A 17,449-nucleotide genomic window follows, 5' to 3' on the forward strand; every position below is an offset into this window, starting at 1 on the left:
GTCCGGCCGGGCCGCTTTTCGAAGCTTTACTCTGCGAAGTCCATTTCGGGAGGTGCGGACTGGAAGAAGCGGGTCAGGTAGGCGAGATAGCCGACACCGATGACCAGCCAGATCAGGCCGAGAACCTTGGCATGCTCATCGAGATTCCAGAGCAGGAAGAGATCGCAGACCGCGGCGAGCGCCGGGATGACGAGACCGATCAACGCGCCGAGCGGCTTCACCTGCTGGTCGCCTTTCACATAGAGCGCGATGACCGAGATGTTGACCGCGGTGAAGGCGAGGAATGCGCCGAAGTTGATGAAGGAGGTCGAGGTCGTCACGTCCATGGTCAGCGCCAGCAGGCCGACGATGCCGACGAGCACGAGGTTGATCACCGGCGTGTGCCACTTTGGATGCAGGCTGCCGAAGATCGACGACGGCAGAACGCTGTCGCGTCCCATGGCGAAGAGCAGGCGGCCGACGCTGGCCTGGGCGGCAAGACCCGAGGTGAACTGCGCGACGACGAGCGTTGCAAGGAAGATGGTGACGAAAAGGTCGCCGCCGATGGTCTTGGCGATTTCGCTGGCAGCGGCATCGACAGAGACGAAGTCCATGCCCGGATGGGCAAGCTGGGTGACGTAGGCAGCGACGACGAAGATCAGGCCGCCGGCAAGCGCGGTGATCAGGATGGCGCGGGGCATGGTGCGCTTGGCATCCTTGGTTTCCTCGGTCAGCGTCGAGACGGCGTCGAAGCCGAGGAACGAGTAGGCGGCGATTGCCGCACCGGCGATCGATGCCGAGAAGGGCACGTCAGCCTTGAAGAACGGCGTTGCCGAGACGAGGCCGCCCGGGCCGCTGGCAGCCATGACATAGCGGGCTGCGAGGAAGACGAAGGCGATCAGGACGGCGAGCTGCACCAGCATCAGGATGAAATTGACGCGGTTTGCGAATGCGATGCCGACGACATTGACCAGCGTGGTCAGCAAGATGAAGCCGATGATCCAGACATAGGCCGGGATGGCCGGGAAGGCGGAGGTCAGGTAGGCCGCGCCGATCAGCCAGATGACCATCGGCAGGAAGAAATAGTCGAGCAGAACCGCCCAGCCGACGAGGAAGCCGATGCTCGGGCTCAGTGAGCGGCGGGCATAGGTGTAGGCGGAACCGGCGACCGGATAGACGCGCGCCATGACGCCGTAGCTGATGGCGGTGAGCAGGATCGCGGCAGCCGCCACGAGATAGGCCATGGCAGTCGTGCCCTGGCTTGCGGCGGCAAGTGCGCCGAAAGTGCCGAAGACGATCATCGGCGTCATATAGGCCAGACCAAAAAGCACAACGGACCAGAGGCCCAATGTGCGGTCGAGTTTTACTGTGTCATTCATGTTCCGCCTCCGCGAAGAGTTGTTGATTGATCTTCCCGGGAGCTGCGCAGTGCAATTCGTTTAGCTGTTCCGCGCAGGTCACCGCCCGCATTTTTTATTTGTGAAGAAAAGATGAACGAGCGGGCGGAGATCGAACATAACCCCAAGGTGTTATGGGGAGCGGCGGCCGGAGACGTCAACAGCCGCCAGGAAAAGCCTCTGCCGCCGATCGCGGAAAACTTTGCTAAACCGTACCGCCAAACGCCAACTGGCGACCTTGCCACCCCCATGCAAAGCCGCTAAGAGACGCCGCAACTTGAGCCCTTGGGCGCCAAGGCTTTAGAAGCGTTTCAGAACTCCCAATTCGAGCGCTCCGGCCTTTGGTCCGACCGGCTCCTGATGCCGGGTCTGGCAATCGTCTCTCCCGGTGGTTTGTCAATGGCGCATGATCGGCCGGAGAAATCCGCTCGCGGCCCCCGGCGCTGGCTGTGGTAGAGGCTTATGGCACGCATCGTTATGAAATTCGGCGGAACTTCCGTCGCCGATCTGGACCGCATCAAGAACGTTGCCCGCCATGTGAAACGTGAAGTGGACGCGGGCCACGAAGTCGCGGTCGTCGTTTCGGCGATGTCGGGCAAGACCAACGAGCTCGTCGGCTGGGTGCAGAACATGCCGAAGGTCGTCGGCGCCAACTCCCCGTTTTACGATGCACGCGAATATGATGCCGTCGTCGCTTCGGGCGAGCAGGTCACGGCCGGTCTGCTGGCGATCGCGCTGCAGGCGATGGATATCAATGCGCGCTCCTGGCAGGGCTGGCAGATCGCCATCCGCACGGACAACGCCCATGGCGCCGCCCGCATCCAGGAGATCGACGGTGCCGACATCGTCAAGCGCATGGGCGAAGGCCAGGTTGCCGTCATCGCCGGCTTCCAGGGAATCGGCCCGGACAATCGCATTGCGACGCTCGGCCGCGGCGGTTCCGATACGTCGGCCGTTGCCGTTGCCGCGGCGCTGAAGGCTGACCGCTGCGACATCTATACCGATGTCGACGGCGTCTACACGACCGACCCGCGCATCGTGCCGCAGGCGCGCCGCCTGAAGAAGATCGCCTTCGAAGAAATGCTCGAAATGGCATCGCTCGGCGCCAAGGTTCTGCAGGTCCGCTCGGTGGAACTTGCCATGGTGCACAAGGTTCGTACCTTCGTGCGCTCCTCTTTCGAAGATCCCGATGCTCCGGGCATGGGTGACTTCTTGAATCCGCCCGGAACGCTGATTTGTGACGAGGATGAAATCGTGGAACAGGAAGTAGTCACCGGCATCGCCTATGCCAAGGATGAGGCTCAGATCTCGCTTCGCCGTCTTGCCGACCGGCCGGGTGTTTCCGCCGCGATCTTCGGACCGCTGGCCGAGAACCACATCAATGTCGACATGATCGTCCAGAACATCTCTGAAGACGGCTCGAAGACCGACATGACGTTCACGGTTCCGTCGGGCGATGTCGACAAGGCGATCAAGGTCCTGTCCGACAACAAGCCGGCGATCGGCTACGATGTCGTGCAGCACGAATCGGGCCTGGTGAAAGTATCGGTTATCGGCATCGGCATGCGTTCGCACGCTGGCGTTGCAGCGACGGCCTTCCGCGCGCTCGCGGAAAAGGGTATCAACATCAAGGCGATCACCACGTCGGAGATCAAGATTTCGATCCTGATCGACGGCCCGTATGCGGAACTCGCTGTCAGAACTTTGCATTCCTGCTACGGTCTCGATAAGAATTGATTCCCAGCGGGCGGGCCGCCCCTTCGACATGAAGAGATGCGGCCGGTTTGCTGGCCGCATTAGGCATTTGTTTCGGGGAGCTTGAGACGCAATGAGAGACCTGTCCGGCGGTCCGCGCGTACTGCTCAAGCGGTTGCGCGAGTTGATGGCGGAGCCGCTGGAGCCGCAGGAGCGACTCGACCGGATCGTGCGCCAGATTGCCAGCAACATGGTGGCGGAGGTCTGCTCCGTTTACGTGCTGCGCGCCGACGGCGTCCTCGAGCTTTACGCAACCGAAGGTCTGAACAAGGAAGCCGTCCACCTTTCGCAATTGAAGATGGGACAGGGTCTCGTCGGTACGATTGCCGCTTCCGCGCAGCCGCTCAATCTTTCCGATGCGCAATCGCATCCGGCCTTCCGCTATCTGCCGGAAACCGGCGAAGAAATCTATCACTCCTTCCTCGGCGTGCCGATCCTGCGCACGGGCCGCTCGCTCGGCGTTCTCGTCGTCCAGAACAAGGCGAGCCGCAACTATCGCGACGAAGAGCTTGAAGCGCTCGAGACGACGGCGATGGTGCTCGCCGAGATGATCGCCACCGGCGAGCTCAAGAAGATCACCAAGCCCGGCCTCGAACTCGACCTGACGCGTTCCGTCACCATCGACGGCGACACCTATAATGAAGGTATCGGTCTCGGTTACGTCGTGCTGCACGAGCCGCGCATCGTCGTCACCAACCTGCTGAACGAGGACTCGGAAAAGGAAATCCGCCGCCTCGCCGAAGCCATGGGTTCGCTGCGGCTGTCGATCGACGACATGCTGTCGCGCCGTGACGTGTCGATGGAAGGCGAGCATCGCGAGGTTCTCGAGACCTACCGCATGTTCGCCCACGACCAGGGCTGGGTGCGCAAGCTGGAAGAGGCGATCCGCAACGGCCTGACGGCGGAAGCCGCGGTCGAGAAGGTTCAGTCGGACACCAAGGCGCGGATGATGCGCCTCACCGACCCGTATCTGCGCGAGCGGATGCATGATTTCGAAGACCTGGCAAACCGCCTGCTGCGGCAGCTGACCGGCTATACCGGCCGCACCACCGCCGATGGCTTCCCGAACGATGCGATCATCTTTGCGCGCGCCATGGGCGCTGCCGAGCTGCTCGATTATCCGCGCGCCAATGTTCGCGGTCTCGTGCTTGAGGAAGGCGCTGTCACCAGCCACGTCGTCATCGTTGCGCGTGCCATGGGCATTCCGGTTATTGGTCAGGTTGCCGGTGTCGTGGCGCTTGCCGAAAATGGTGATGCGGCGATCGTCGATGGTGATGAGGCGCATGTCCATCTGCGGCCGATGCAGGATTTGCAGCGCTCCTACGAGGAAAAGGTCCGCTTCCGAGCCCGCCGTCAGGAGCAGTTCCGCGCGCTTCGTGCTGTCGAGCCGCTCACCAAGGATGGCAAGCGGATTGCGCTGCAGATGAATGCCGGCCTGCTGGTCGACCTGCCGCAGCTCGCCGAATCCGGCGCTGAAGGCATTGGTCTGTTCCGCACCGAGCTGCAGTTCATGATCGCCTCGACCATGCCGAAGGCCGAGGAGCAAGAAGCCTTTTACCGCAACGTGCTGAAGCAGGCGGCAGGACGCCCCGTGACCTTCCGTACGCTCGATATCGGCGGCGACAAGGTCGTTCCGTACTTCCGCGGGCACGAGGAAGAAAATCCGGCGCTCGGATGGCGCGCGATCCGCCTGTCGCTCGACCGGCCGGGTCTCTTACGCACGCAACTGCGCGCCATGCTGAAGGCCGCTGCCGGCACCGAGCTGAAGATCATGGTGCCAATGGTGACCGAGGTTTCGGAGCTGAAGGCGGTCCGCGAGCTCCTGCAGAAGGAAGTGCAGCACCTCTCGCGCTTCGGCCACGGCCTGCCGCGCAAGCTGCAGTTTGGCGCGATGCTCGAGGTTCCTGCGCTGCTCTGGCAGCTGGACGAATTGATGGAAGCGGCCGATTTCGTTTCGGTGGGTTCCAACGATCTATTCCAGTTTGCGATGGCTGTCGACCGCGGCAATGCGCGGGTGTCTGACCGTTTCGACACGCTTGGCCGTCCGTTCCTGCGGATTCTGCGCGATATCACGCGCGCCGGTGAGCGTAACAATACGACCGTGACGCTCTGCGGCGAGCTCGCCGGCAAGCCGATCTCGGCAATGGCTTTGATGGGGATCGGGTTCCGCTCGGTATCGATGTCGCCGGCCTCTATCGGCCCGGTGAAGGCGATGCTGCTCGGGCTCGACGTGACGGCGCTCGCCAAGGTCATGGACGAGGCGCTCGACGATACGCATGGCACGGAAACGATGCGCGACATTCTTGTCCGCTTCGCCAGCAGCCACAATATTCCCCTTTAGACAACGATAAGAAGAATTGGAGTGAAGGGTGGCGAAGCTTCCCCTTGAAAAGATGCGCGAGCTGGAACGCCGCTTCGGCGAGATCGAAGCGCGCATGTCCGCCGGTCCTGCGGCCGACGTCTATGTGAAGCTCGCCTCCGAATATTCCGAACTGCAGCCCGTGGTCGGCAAGATCCGCGCCTATCAGAAGGCCGTGGCCGAGTTTGCCGACCTGGAAGCGATGCTCGAAGACAAGTCCGTCGATCGCGAGATGCGCGATCTTGCCGAGCTTGAATATCCTGATGTCAAAGAGCGCATCGAGGGGCTGGAGCAGGAAATCCAGATCCTGCTCTTGCCGAAGGATGCGGCGGACGAGAAGAGCGCCATCCTGGAAATCCGCGCCGGAACCGGTGGGTCGGAAGCAGCGCTTTTTGCCGGCGATCTGTTCCGGATGTACGAGCGCTTTGCGGCTGCCAACGGCTGGAAGGTCGAGGTTCTCTCGTCGAGCGAGGGTGAAGCCGGCGGCTTCAAGGAAATCATCGCGACGATCACCGGCCGCGGCGTGTTCGCCAAGCTGAAGTTCGAATCGGGCGTTCATCGCGTACAGCGCGTGCCGGAGACGGAAGCGGGCGGGCGCATTCACACGTCGGCGGCGACCGTTGCAGTTCTGCCGGAAGCCGAAGAGATCGATATCGAAATCCGGCCGGAAGACATTCGCATCGATACGATGCGCTCGTCGGGTGCCGGCGGCCAGCACGTCAACACGACCGACTCCGCGGTGCGCATCACGCACCTGCCGACCGGCATTGTCGTGACCAGCTCCGAAAAATCGCAGCACCAGAACCGCGCCAAGGCGATGCAAGTGCTGCGCTCGCGGCTCTATGACGCCGAACGCCAGCGGGCGGACAGCGAACGCTCGGCCGACCGCAAGAGCCAGGTCGGGTCCGGCGACCGCTCGGAGCGCATCCGCACCTATAATTTCCCGCAGGGCCGCGTCACCGATCACCGCATCAATCTGACGCTCTACAAGCTCGACCGGATGATGGTCGGCGAAATCGACGAAGTGGTCGATGCGCTGCTGGCCGACTATCAGGCAAGCCAGCTTGCCAGCCTCGGCGAACAGCAATGACGGCAAGCGGGCGAACGGTCTCGGCGATCCTTTCCGGCGCCCGCAGCCGCTTCACGGAAGCGGGCGTTGCCGATCCGGCCACCGATGCCCGCCTGCTGATCTCGGGCCTGCTCGGCCTGTCGTCGACGGAGATGCTGACGCGGGCCAATGATGTTCCCGGTGCCGAGAAGATCGCCGTGATCGAGGCGGCGATCGAACGTCGCCTGCAGCACGAGCCGGTTCATCGCATTCTTGGCGAGCGTGAATTCTACGGTCTGCCGCTGTCGCTTTCGGCCGAAACGCTGGAGCCGCGGCCGGATACGGAAATTCTCGTCGATACGATGCTTCCGTATTTGAGAACCCTTGCAAGTGAGGGCGGCGATCTCCATATCCTGGATATCGGAACGGGAACGGGCGCCATATGTCTGGCGCTGCTGAGCGAGCTTCCACAAGCCAAAGGGACCGGTAGCGACATATCGGCCGACGCGCTTCAAACGGCTACGGCCAATGCGAAGCGGAACGGGTTTGAGGAGCGGTTCCGGGCAATACAATCCAGCTGGTTTGACAGTATCGATGGACGCTTTCATGCGATCGTCTCAAATCCGCCCTATATTGCCTCCAAGGTCATTCACGATCTCGCTCCCGAAGTGAAGAAATTTGATCCCGCGGCAGCTTTGGATGGCGGCCCGGATGGACTTGACGCCTACAGGGCGATCGCCAAGGATGCGGCAAGGTTCTTGCGGCAGAATGGCATTATCGGACTGGAGATCGGCTTCGATCAATGTGATGACGTCTCGGATGTCTTCGAGAACGAAGGCTTCAAACGTCTGGAGTCCGTAAAGGACTACGGCCAGAATGACCGGGTGCTCGTGTTCGCACTCAATGTTTGAGCGACAAATTGCAGCATTGGACAGGACGATATTGCTATTGCGAAGAAAAGGCTTGGATTTCCCAGGGAAGCAAGATAGGTTGCGCTCACGCGTTGGGCACTCAGGAATGAACGAAGATTCGTTCGGTACTTGGTCGGCCTCGGGGGTCCACTCTTTTAAACGAGAGTTTAAAAGGTTGAACACGACCCAATGCGTGAATCAGTCAATATGACTTGAGGAACAAGCGGCAGGTCGGCGCGAAGGCGCATCATGCTTGCGGCACGAAGGCCCTGAGCCGGTTTTTCCCGGCCTTGGCGATCGGTGCCTTAACTCCACACGAACAGAGAATTCAGGTGAACGATCTATGAGGCCAGGACAGCAGAACAAGCGCGGTCGAGGGCGTGGCAATAACAACAATGGCGGCGGCGGCGGAAGTAACAATAACAACAATTTCAACCGCAAGGGCGGCAATCCGCTGACTCGGACCTACGACAGCTCTGGTCCTGACGTTAAGATCCGCGGTACCGCACAGCATATTGCCGAAAAGTACGCCCAGCTTGCCCGTGATGCTCAGAGCTCCGGCGATCGCGTCATTGCCGAGAATTATCTGCAGCACGCGGAGCACTATAACCGCATCATCGCAAGCGCTCAGGCGCAGATGCAGGAACGCTTCCAGCGTGACGATCGTGGCGACTATCAGGACCAGGGCGCCGAGCGCGATGGCGAGGATATGGACAATGGCGACAACGATGACGTTGTCGTGGTTCAGCCGCCGCGCGAACAGCAGCAGCGTCAGCCTCGCGAACAGCGCGCCGAGCGTGAACAGGGTGTCGAAGCAGAAGCTCCCACCGCTTCCGAAGAAGCCATCGACGGCACCGGCCCTCAGCCGGAGATCGACGGCATTCCGGCCGAAGTTTCGATGGAAGAAGAAGGTGGCCAGACGCGCCAGCCGCGCCGCCGCAATGCCGGCAGCCGCCCGCGCCGTCCGCGCCGCGCAGCCGGTGAGGGCGAAGGCGAAGCCGCTTCCGAGGCTCCGGTTCTGGCAGACGCTGCTTCCGAGTAAGCTTAGCCGAACACAGATATGCGAAAGGCCGCCTTTTGGGCGGCCTTTTTGTTTTGCGGGATTGCCTGGTCTCAGAAGGCGATGGACGCGTTGACGAAGAAGGTTCGCGGCTGGCCGGCGAACTTGCCGCCGTTGTTGTCGGTCGAGCGGGTGAAATATTCCTTGTCGAACAGGTTCTTGACGCCGAAGGCGAATTTCGGGGCGTTCTTCTTGTCCTGCGGTTCGTAGGCGACGCGCAGGTTGACCGTGGCATAGCCCGGGATGTCGCCGAGGCGACCTGTCGGATCCTCGTCGGTCACGTAGGTTGCGCCATCGGCGGCGTTGCCCGGCGAATGCTGCTTCGATTGCGCGAAGATATCGGCATTGATCGCCCAGTCGTTATACTGATAACGGGCTCCGACCGAGCCGAAATGCCGGGAATAGAAGGGCAGATCGCGGCCTTCGAAGGCACCGGCCTCGTAGGTTGCCTCGGTATAGGTGTAGGTCGCCGACAGCGACAGGCCGTCGAGTGCGGGCGCCACATCGCTCAGGTCATAGCGGCCGGCGGCTTCGACGCCGCGATGGCGGGTGGCGCCGAGATCGGTCCAGATGCCTTCGCCGACGATGGTGCGGCCGAGATAGAGTTCCTTGTCAAAGTCGATGTTGAAGAGCGTGAGTTCGCCGCTCCAATTGTCGCCCTCGTAATGCGTGCCGATTTCGTAAGTCGTTGCCTTCTCCGGGTGCAGGCCATCGGTCGTTGAAGCCAGCTGGCTGTATTGCTGCGGGCCGAATGAGACGCCGACATTGGCGAAGACGCTCCAGGAATCATTGATCTGACAGGCCGCGGACAGGGTCGGCAGGGCCTCATGGGCATCGATCGACGGCGAGGAGGTGCTCGTGACAACGCCGCCGGTCAGGTTGGCGATATCGTTATGGGTGCTGATGATTTCGTAGCGGACGCCGGGCGTGATCGTCCAATCGCCGATCTCGATCTTGTCGTCGATGTAGAAGGCATGCGCCGTCGTCCCGCCGTCGCTGGTCTGATAGGTGTTCATCGCCAGCGAATTGGGATCGATGCCGCTCGCGCGATTGTAGAAAGCGGTTCTCGCCGCGACTTCGGAGCTCTCCTCCCACAGATAGCGATAGCCGACCGTCACTTCCTGGGTGATGCCGCCGAGTTCGATAAGGCGGGAATAGCGGGGCTCGATGCCGAAATAGCTGTATTCGCGCGGCGCCGAAGTCAGGCGATAGAGGCCGGCGCTGGCGCCGGTGCCCTGTTGCTCGACATGGCTGCCGCGGAACGAGTCGACATAGTAGGTCAGCAGTTCGAAATTGTTTTCGCCGTCGTCATGCTGGTAGCGCAGCGAGATGTCGTCGCGGCGGCCGCTGAAATCGTCATAGCGGCGGGTCGATTGGAACGGGTCCTCGGCATATTCGGCCGCCGTCAAGCCGCCCGGCATTTTGCCTTCGCCTTCGTAGTGGTGGTACTGGGCGCTGATCTTGTCGGTATCGGTCAGTTCGTAGCTGCCCTTCAGGATGAAGTCGTCGATATCGGTGCGGTCGTTGCTTTCGCGGTAGCCCTCGCCGTGGATGCCGGAATAGAGGAGCGCGGCGCCGAAGCCGTCGTCATTGGTGCCGCCGATCAGGAAGTTGGGCGTTGCCTTGACGTTGCCGGTGCCGCTCGCGATGTCGGCGCCCGAAGAAAAGCGCGCGGTGAATTCGTCCGGGATGGGATGAGTCACGAAATTGATGATGCCGCCGACATTCTGCGGGCCGTAGCGCACCGAGCCCGCGCCGCGCACGACATCGATCGTTTCGACATTGCCGAGCGTCAGCGGGAAGAGCGACAGCTGCGGCTGGCCATAAGGCGCGTAGGAGAGCGGGATACCGTCCATCAACACGGTCGAGCGCGGGGAGAGGCGGGAGGTGAGGCCGCGAACGCCGAGATTGAGCGACACATCGCTGCCGCCGGTGCCGTTGCTCTCCTGAACCTGGACGCCGGGGACGAGGTTCAGGGCATCGCGCACGTCAGTGGCGCCGCGCTCTTCCATCTGCTTGCGATCGACGATGGTTCTGGCGCCGGGGTGTTTCAGAACCTTCTCCTCGTTCGGCTCGTCCAGCCAGTTTCCGGTGATCTTGATGGCTTCGAGCGTGGTGGCATCGCCGGAATTTGCGGCATCCTGAGCAAGCGTCGAGGTCGCGGAAGCGAGCAGCGCGAAGGTGGCTGCGAGATATCGTCTGTTGAGCATGGGGGTCCTGCGGGTAGGTAAGATCAGGCAATGAGCCATCATCCGGAAAAGAAGCGCGGCTTCTTCCGGTGTCTGGCGGTCAGGTTTTCGTCATGGAAGCGCCGGCGGCGCGGGGATCAGCTCGAGTTGGGAGGTCGCGGCATGACGGCAAAAGCCGTCCGGCCGGAGCGGTCTCCTCGATCATCCAAGAGATGCGTCATGCGGTCTGTCCCCAACGCCGGAAATCCATAGCCGGACGCCGGTGTTGGGCTCACTACAATATTGTAGTGAGCGTTTCAATAAATATAACTCAAATAGTCATGTTTATTTTGATGGCCACCTGAGGCCGATCATTTCGGGCTGAGGACCTTACTCCGCAGGCCGGCAAGGCGTCGTTTCGTGGCGACTGCGCGCGGCTGGTTCTTCACCGCTACGCCATAGGCGAGCAGGTCGCCGATGACGATCGCACCAAGGCTCCAGCTTGCCAGTTTCGATGGCGAGCCGACGCAGGTGAGCAGCGCATCCACCTTGTTGCGATAGAGCTCGCCGAGCTGCACGCCGCAGACGAGGACGAGCTTGCAACCGAGTTCGGCCATCTGGCTCGTGACCAGCGAGAATTCCGCGGTTTCGTGGACGGCGTTGAAGAGAATGACGGCATCGTCCTTGCGGAGATCGAGAAGCTCGTTGGCGAGCGTGAAACCGGAAGCGCCGGAACAGCGGGTTCGCAGACCCGTCCGGCTGAGTGCGATCGAGCAGTGCCTGGCCTCGACCTCGGCCGTTCCCATGCCGAGGCACCAGACGGTGTCGGCACTTTCCAGCAGCGAAACTGCGGCGGCGAAGGCTTCCTCGTCGAGCTGCTCCTCGGTCGAGCTCAACACCTCGCGGGCGGTGGCAAACATCTGATGCGCGACTTTCGGCAGGTCGCTGCCAGTGCCGCGGAAGCGCTGCTCCAGCCGGTCGCTGGTCGGGATGGTGCGCGCCATCGTGCGGCTGCAGATGCGCTTCAGCTCCGGCAGGCCGCTGAAGCCGAGGCGACGGGCGGTACGGATGACGGTTGCGTCGCTGGTTCCCGCGTCGGCTGCGATCTCTTCGGCGCTCTTGAAAATCAGGACATCGATCGGCAGGCCGACGAGATACTCGGCGACCGCAAGCTCCGAACGGCTGAGCTCGGTCCTGTGCTGGTCGAAATGCTGCTTGAGTACCGACGAGGCCCGGTCGCTTGTTTCCATCTTCTCCAACCCGCTGTGATCACAAATGCGCGAATAGCCGAATTTGCCGTTGATAGATACGGAAATTCACCAACTTACGCATGCATGCTCTGGTGAGGTTAGCCGTACTGATAGTGCCGAGCTTGCACTCGCAGACGGCAGTTCATACCTTATATCAAGCATGATGCGCCGCTCCCCAAGACGCGTATCGTGCGCCTCTTTTCCAGAACCGTCAGGGTCAAGAGATGAATACCGATCAGATTTTGCGGTCGATCGTGGCCGTCCGTTCCTCCATTCCGGAGGATGCTTTTACCGCTTCGACACTCGGCACCGTCCGGGAAGGAAGCGGCGTGGTCATTCGCGAAAACGGCCTTGTGCTGACCATCGGCTACCTGATTACCGAGGCCGAAGAGGTCTGGCTCACCCGGCAGGATGGCCATGTGGTTGCCGGTCATGCGCTCGCCTATGACCAGGAGACTGGTTTCGGCCTCGTCCAGGCGCTCGGCGCGCTCGATGTTCCAGCCCTTCCGCTCGGCAATTCGGCTGATGCGCAGGTCGGCGATCCCGTTATCGTCGCCGATGGCATTGGCCAGTTCGTCCGCGCCAATATCGTCGCCAAGCAGGAATTCGCCGGTTATTGGGAATATCTGCTCGACGAGGCGATCTTCACGGTGCCCGCCCACCCCTCTTGGGGCGGGGCGGCGATGGTCGATGCCGAAGGCAAGCTGCTTGGCATCGGGTCGCTGCGGCTGCAAATGGCCAAGGATGGCGAGGTCGCCGATATCAACATGATCGTCCCGATCGACCTGTTGCGGCCGATCCTCGACGATCTGCTCAATCGCGGCCAGATCAACAAGCCCGCCCGCCCATGGCTCGGTGCCTTCTCGGCAGAGAGCAACGGCGAGGTGATCGTCATGAGCGTCGCGCCTGATGGTCCGGCCGCGAAAGCCGGCCTGCGCCAGGGCGACGTGATCTCCGAGATCCGCGACGGCGAGGTCGAAGGGCTTGCGGACTTCTACCGCAAGGTCTGGGAGAGTGGCTCTGCCGGCGCCGAAATCCCGATGCGGGTGCTGCGGGACGGGCGCGAGGCATGGCTTCGCATCAAGTCTGCAGACCGCAACAGCTTCCTCAAGAAGCCGCAGCTTCAATAGGCAAAACGGGCGCTGCAAACGCGGCACCCGTGCCCGCGCCAAACTGCCGCTTTTCGCAGCAATCCCCCTTTAAACTCTCCCGATATCCCACCATATTCGGTTCGATTGCTTCGCCGGAATCCCAAAGCGGTGAAGCCGGGCTTGCCTTTTCAGGGAGCTCAATCTCAATCATCGGTCTGCGCCTCTTGCAGGGCAGGGCGATCCATGGAGGTACAGTATGAATATCGAGAAATATTCCGAGCGCGTACGCGGTTTCGTCCAGTCCGCTCAGACTTACGCCCTGGCCCAGGGCCATCAGCAATTCACGCCCGAGCATGTGCTGAAAGTGCTGCTTGACGACGATCAGGGCATGGCTGCCTCGCTGATCGAGCGTGCCGGCGGCGACGCCAAGGCCGCCAGGCTGGCCAATGACGCTGCGCTTGCGAAGCTTCCCAAGATTTCCGGCGGCAACGGCAACATCTATCTCGCTGCACCGCTTGCGAAGGTCTTTTCGACCGCCGAGGAAGCCGCCAAGAAGGCCGGTGACAGCTTCGTGACCGTCGAGCGCCTGCTGCAGGCACTGGCGATCGAATCTTCGGCATCGACGGCGATCACGCTGAAAAATGCCGGCGTTTCGGCCCAGAGCCTCAACCAGGTCATCAACGAGATCCGCAAGGGCCGCACTGCCGATTCCGCCAACGCGGAGCAGGGCTTCGACTCCCTAAAGAAATACGCGCGCGATCTCACGGCTGAGGCGCGTGAGGGCAAGCTCGATCCGGTGATCGGCCGCGACGACGAAATCCGCCGCACGATCCAGGTCCTGTCGCGCCGCACCAAGAACAACCCGGTCCTGATCGGTGAACCCGGCGTCGGCAAGACGGCGATCGTCGAAGGCTTGGCGCTGCGCATCGTCAATGGCGACGTGCCCGAAAGCCTGAAGGACAAGAAGCTGATGGCGCTCGACATGGGCGCGCTGATTGCCGGTGCGAAGTTCCGTGGTGAATTCGAGGAACGCCTGAAGGCGGTGCTGAACGAAGTTCAGTCCGAGAACGGCGAGATCATCCTGTTCATCGACGAAATGCATACGCTCGTCGGTGCCGGCAAGGCCGATGGCGCCATGGATGCGTCGAACCTCCTGAAGCCGGCGCTTGCCCGCGGCGAGCTTCACTGCGTTGGTGCCACCACGCTCGACGAGTATCGTAAGCATGTCGAGAAGGATCCGGCCCTTGCCCGCCGCTTCCAGCCCGTCGTCGTCGACGAGCCGACGGTCGAGGATACGATCTCGATCCTGCGTGGTCTGAAGGAAAAATACGAGCAGCATCACAAGGTCCGCATCTCGGATTCGTCCCTGGTTGCGGCTGCGACCCTGTCGAACCGCTACATCACCGACCGTTTCCTGCCTGACAAGGCCATCGACCTGATGGACGAGGCGGCAGCGCGCCTGCGCATGCAGGTCGATTCCAAGCCGGAAGAGCTCGATGAGCTCGATCGCCGCATCATGCAGCTGAAGATCGAGCGCGAGGCGCTGAAGAAGGAAACCGATGTTGCATCGGCCGACCGTCTGAAGCGGCTGGAGACCGAGGTAACCGATCTGGAGGAACAGGCCGATGCGCTGACCGCGCGCTGGCAGGCGGAAAAGCAGAAGCTCGGCCTCGCCGCCGACCTGAAGAAGCAGCTCGATGATGCCCGCAACGAACTGGCGATTGCCCAGCGCAAGGGGGAATTCCAGCGTGCCGGCGAATTGACCTATGGGGTCATTCCCGAGCTCGAAAAGCAGCTCGCCGATGCTGAAAAGCAGGATGGCGATCGCGGTGCGATGGTGCAGGAGGTCGTGACCCCCGACAATATCGCCCATGTCGTCTCGCGCTGGACCGGCATTCCCGTCGACAAGATGCTTGAAGGCGAACGCGACAAGCTGCTCAGGATGGAAGATGAGCTGGCGAAATCGGTCATCGGTCAGGGTGATGCGGTTCAGGCCGTATCGCGCGCTGTCCGCCGCGCCCGTGCCGGCCTGCAGGATCCGAACCGGCCGATCGGCTCGTTCATCTTCCTCGGCCCGACCGGCGTCGGCAAGACGGAGCTGACCAAGGCGCTCGCCCGCTTCCTCTTCGACGACGAGACGGCGATGGTTCGCATGGACATGTCCGAATACATGGAGAAGCACTCCGTGGCTCGGCTGATCGGCGCGCCTCCCGGCTATGTCGGCTATGATGAAGGTGGTGCGCTGACGGAAGCCGTCCGCCGCCGGCCTTATCAGGTTGTGCTGTTCGACGAGATCGAGAAGGCGCATCCAGATGTCTTCAACATCTTGCTGCAGGTTCTCGACGACGGACGCCTGACCGATGGTCAGGGCCGCACCGTCGATTTCCGCAACACGATGATCATCATGACGTCGAATCTCGGTGCTGACTATCTGACCCAGCTCTCCGAGGGTGAAGACAGCGAAAATGTTCGCGAACAGGTGATGGATGTCGTCAAGGCACATTTCCGTCCAGAGTTCCTGAACCGTGTCGACGAGATCATCCTGTTCCACCGCCTGAAGCGGGAGGAAATGGGCGCGATCGTCGATATCCAGCTGAAGCGGCTGGTGGCACTGCTGTCCGAGCGCAAGATCGTCATCGATCTCGACGAGGATGCCCGCAACTGGCTGGCCAACAAGGGCTATGATCCTGTCTATGGCGCACGTCCGCTGAAGCGGGTGATCCAGAAATACGTTCAGGATCCGCTCGCCGAACAGATCTTGTCGGGCGAAGTGCCGGATGGTTCGCTGGTCAAGGTGACGAACGGCTCCGACCGGCTGCTGTTCCGCACCCGGCAGAATGTCAGCGAAGCGGCATAACCGCCGGATCAGGACAGAATGGAGTGATGCCGTCCCGCTGCAGAGCCGGGGCGGCATTTTTCATTGCCCGCGGGCAATGACGATTCCGGACGGTTCAAGCGGTTTCGCCGGCTGCCGGAAGGCTGCGAAGGCTCGCCGCTTCCATCAGGGAGCGGGCAATGGCGTTGCGCAGCAGAAATGCGTTGGATTTGGTTCTCTTCTTGTCGAGGGCCTGTGCCGCGTCCATCAGAAGAAATCCTTCTTTCGAAAGGATTTCATGCGCTTTGCACAAAGCCCACTTTTCGAATGCATCGCTCGATTCCATGTCGCCCGCCAAATCATTTAGCTAAACCGATGCCGAATCACTTTCGAATATTCTACTTCAAATAGATTCTACTTGAATCGAAATTTTCAGGGATGAATTCTACTCGTCTCAGAGAGCATTGCCGCCGCCTGGAGTAGTAAAGGCTACTTGCTGGCAACCTGATCGACAGGCTGGTTGTTCAGCAGCGTGTCGATGCGCTTGCGCTCGTCCTGGAATTTGGCGAGCGCATCGCCGTCCAGCGATTTTCCGCCCGGCAGGCGGATGCGCAGCGGATCGACCTTGGTGCCGTTGACGATCATTTCGTAATGCAGGTGCGGACCGGTCGATTCACCTGTGGTGCCGACCCAGCCGATCACCTGGCCCTGGCGGACCTTGGCGCCGGGAACGACACCCTTGGCGATGGCGCTCTGGTGATTGTAGGAGGATTCATAGCCATTGGCATGGCGCACGATCGTCTGGTTGCCGTAGCCGCCGGAATCCCAGCCGGCCTTTTCGACGACGCCGTTACCCGTCGCGATGATCGGCGTGCCGCGCGGGGCGGCCCAGTCGACGCCGGTATGCATGCGGGCAAAGCCGAGGATCGGGTGACGGCGCATGCCGAAGCCGGATTTGAAGATGCCGTTCGGAACCGGGTTGCGCAGCAGGAACTGGCGGATGCTCTTGCCGTCCTGGTCGAAGTAGTCGACGCTGCCGTCATCGGCCTGGAAGCGGTAAAAGCGGATCGCCGTGTCGCCGAAGCGGGCGTTGACATAGAGCAGTTCGGAATCGTCGGTGGCCTTGCCGGTCGAGTCGGCGACAGAGAAGAAGGCTTCGAGGAAGTCCGTGGATTTCAGCTGCGCCTGGAAGTCTACATTGGCGGCCAGCAGCTTGATGATCAGCGCCGTCATGTCCTTGGTCATGCCGTAGGACAGCGCGGCGCGATAGATGCCGTCATAGACGCGCGGCAGGTTCTGTCCGGAGGGCACCGACAGGGAGTCGTCGCTGAAGGCGGTGGCGACGGCGTCCAGCATCGGCGGTTCGCTGGCAACGACGAAGCGGCCCTTGTCATCGAGCGCGATCGTCACGAGATGCCGCGTGCCGCGATAGACGCTGGCGCGGATCAGTTTTGCCTGTTCGCCCTTCTGGATGATGCCGATGCGCAGCACGTCGCCCTTCGACAGATCCTCGCTGCCGAGCGGTTGCGACAGATAACCGGAAAGCATCTTCGCCTGCGGGTCGGGATAGCCGGCATCGGTCAGCGCCTTGGCGATCGGAACGTTCTGGCGGGCCG

14 protein-coding genes (1 of these 14 running past the window's edge) are annotated in these 17,449 nt (G+C 61.7%); 8 read left to right on the forward strand and 6 right to left on the reverse strand.

Annotated elements, in window-relative coordinates:
• Positions 1 to 26 precede the first annotated feature (26 nt).
• Complete coding sequence (locus tag F2982_RS11640; protein WP_112720255.1) at positions 27 to 1,358, reverse strand: APC family permease; 1,332 nt, start codon at positions 1,356 to 1,358, stop codon at positions 27 to 29.
• A 111-nt stretch (positions 1,359 to 1,469) separates the two neighbouring features.
• Between F2982_RS11640 and F2982_RS11645 the strand changes: the two genes are divergently transcribed.
• From F2982_RS11645 to F2982_RS11670, 6 genes are all read left to right on the forward strand, one after another.
• On the forward strand, positions 1,470 to 1,640 hold the full coding sequence (locus tag F2982_RS11645) for a hypothetical protein (protein ID WP_203427920.1): 171 nt from the start codon (positions 1,470 to 1,472) through the stop codon (positions 1,638 to 1,640).
• Positions 1,641 to 1,838: 198 nt separating this feature from the next.
• A complete protein-coding gene (locus F2982_RS11650; protein ID WP_112386085.1) occupies positions 1,839 to 3,113 on the forward strand; it encodes an aspartate kinase in 1,275 nt (424 codons plus the stop codon).
• Between the two features lie 91 nt (positions 3,114 to 3,204).
• A complete protein-coding gene (ptsP, locus tag F2982_RS11655; RefSeq protein ID WP_203427921.1) occupies positions 3,205 to 5,472 on the forward strand; it encodes a phosphoenolpyruvate--protein phosphotransferase in 2,268 nt (755 codons plus the stop codon).
• 28 nt (positions 5,473 to 5,500) lie between these two features.
• Positions 5,501 to 6,580 carry a peptide chain release factor 1 gene (gene prfA / locus F2982_RS11660; RefSeq protein ID WP_112720257.1) on the forward strand — a complete coding sequence of 360 codons (1,080 nt, stop codon included), beginning with the start codon at positions 5,501 to 5,503 and terminating at the stop codon, positions 6,578 to 6,580.
• Complete coding sequence (gene prmC / locus F2982_RS11665; RefSeq protein WP_203427922.1) at positions 6,577 to 7,449, forward strand: peptide chain release factor N(5)-glutamine methyltransferase; 873 nt, start codon at positions 6,577 to 6,579, stop codon at positions 7,447 to 7,449. The genes prfA and prmC overlap by 4 nt, the downstream gene beginning before the upstream one ends.
• Positions 7,450 to 7,792: 343 nt before the next feature.
• Complete coding sequence (locus F2982_RS11670; RefSeq protein WP_203427923.1) at positions 7,793 to 8,491, forward strand: DUF4167 domain-containing protein; 699 nt, start codon at positions 7,793 to 7,795, stop codon at positions 8,489 to 8,491.
• Positions 8,492 to 8,562: 71 nt separating this feature from the next.
• Here F2982_RS11670 and F2982_RS11675 read toward each other — a convergent pair whose 3' ends face one another.
• Both F2982_RS11675 and F2982_RS11680 read right to left on the reverse strand, forming a co-directional pair.
• Positions 8,563 to 10,719, reverse strand: a complete 2,157-nt coding sequence (locus F2982_RS11675; RefSeq protein ID WP_203427924.1) for a TonB-dependent siderophore receptor — start codon at positions 10,717 to 10,719, stop codon at positions 8,563 to 8,565.
• 329 nt (positions 10,720 to 11,048) lie between these two features.
• Entirely contained in the window at positions 11,049 to 11,927 is an 879-nt protein-coding gene (locus tag F2982_RS11680; protein WP_112720261.1) for a MurR/RpiR family transcriptional regulator, read from the reverse strand.
• Between the two features lie 224 nt (positions 11,928 to 12,151).
• On the opposite strand from F2982_RS11680, the gene F2982_RS11685 reads away from it, so the two are divergent.
• Positions 12,152 to 13,057, forward strand: coding sequence for a S1C family serine protease (locus F2982_RS11685; protein ID WP_130284166.1), 906 nt, complete (start codon positions 12,152 to 12,154; stop codon positions 13,055 to 13,057).
• Here F2982_RS11685 and F2982_RS11690 read toward each other — a convergent pair.
• Complete coding sequence (locus tag F2982_RS11690) at positions 13,035 to 13,229, reverse strand: hypothetical protein (RefSeq protein WP_148194739.1); 195 nt, start codon at positions 13,227 to 13,229, stop codon at positions 13,035 to 13,037. The two genes, F2982_RS11685 and F2982_RS11690, sit on opposite strands and share 23 nt — an antisense overlap.
• Before the next feature lie 45 nt (positions 13,230 to 13,274).
• On the opposite strand from F2982_RS11690, the gene clpB reads away from it, so the two are divergent.
• Positions 13,275 to 15,875 (forward strand): ATP-dependent chaperone ClpB, encoded by a 2,601-nt coding sequence (clpB, locus tag F2982_RS11695; RefSeq protein WP_112720263.1) that lies wholly within the window; start codon positions 13,275 to 13,277, stop codon positions 15,873 to 15,875.
• A gap of 94 nt (positions 15,876 to 15,969) precedes the next feature.
• Here the strand turns inward: clpB and F2982_RS11700 are convergent, their stop codons facing one another.
• Both F2982_RS11700 and F2982_RS11705 read right to left on the reverse strand, forming a co-directional pair.
• Positions 15,970 to 16,179, reverse strand: a complete 210-nt coding sequence (locus tag F2982_RS11700; protein ID WP_025555458.1) for a hypothetical protein — start codon at positions 16,177 to 16,179, stop codon at positions 15,970 to 15,972.
• Between the two features lie 143 nt (positions 16,180 to 16,322).
• Positions 16,323 to 17,449: the 3' portion of a M23 family metallopeptidase gene (locus F2982_RS11705; RefSeq protein WP_112720264.1), read on the reverse strand. The gene runs 811 nt beyond the window's last position; only the last 1,127 of its 1,938 coding nucleotides appear in the window; its start codon lies beyond the right edge, outside the window; it ends in the stop codon at positions 16,323 to 16,325.

It is taken from the genome of Rhizobium sp. BG4, assembly GCF_016864575.1.
Classification (GTDB): domain Bacteria; phylum Pseudomonadota; class Alphaproteobacteria; order Rhizobiales; family Rhizobiaceae; genus Rhizobium.

Bases quoted from the DNA above. Each gene is read 5' to 3' on its own strand.
- F2982_RS11675 (WP_203427924.1), bottom strand. From the start codon at position 10,719: ATGCTCAACAGACGATATCTCGCAGCCACCTTCGCGCTGCTCGCTTCC.
- F2982_RS11700 (WP_025555458.1), bottom strand. From the start codon at position 16,179: ATGGAATCGAGCGATGCATTCGAAAAGTGGGCTTTGTGCAAAGCGCAT.
- F2982_RS11680 (WP_112720261.1), bottom strand. From the start codon at position 11,927: ATGGAAACAAGCGACCGGGCCTCGTCGGTACTCAAGCAGCATTTCGAC.
- F2982_RS11645 (WP_203427920.1), top strand. From the start codon at position 1,470: ATGAACGAGCGGGCGGAGATCGAACATAACCCCAAGGTGTTATGGGGA.
- F2982_RS11685 (WP_130284166.1), top strand. From the start codon at position 12,152: ATGAATACCGATCAGATTTTGCGGTCGATCGTGGCCGTCCGTTCCTCC.
- clpB (WP_112720263.1), top strand. From the start codon at position 13,275: ATGAATATCGAGAAATATTCCGAGCGCGTACGCGGTTTCGTCCAGTCC.
- F2982_RS11690 (WP_148194739.1), bottom strand. From the start codon at position 13,229: ATGATTGAGATTGAGCTCCCTGAAAAGGCAAGCCCGGCTTCACCGCTT.
- F2982_RS11650 (WP_112386085.1), top strand. From the start codon at position 1,839: ATGGCACGCATCGTTATGAAATTCGGCGGAACTTCCGTCGCCGATCTG.
- prmC (WP_203427922.1), top strand. From the start codon at position 6,577: ATGACGGCAAGCGGGCGAACGGTCTCGGCGATCCTTTCCGGCGCCCGC.
- ptsP (WP_203427921.1), top strand. From the start codon at position 3,205: ATGAGAGACCTGTCCGGCGGTCCGCGCGTACTGCTCAAGCGGTTGCGC.
- F2982_RS11640 (WP_112720255.1), bottom strand. From the start codon at position 1,358: ATGAATGACACAGTAAAACTCGACCGCACATTGGGCCTCTGGTCCGTT.
- F2982_RS11670 (WP_203427923.1), top strand. From the start codon at position 7,793: ATGAGGCCAGGACAGCAGAACAAGCGCGGTCGAGGGCGTGGCAATAAC.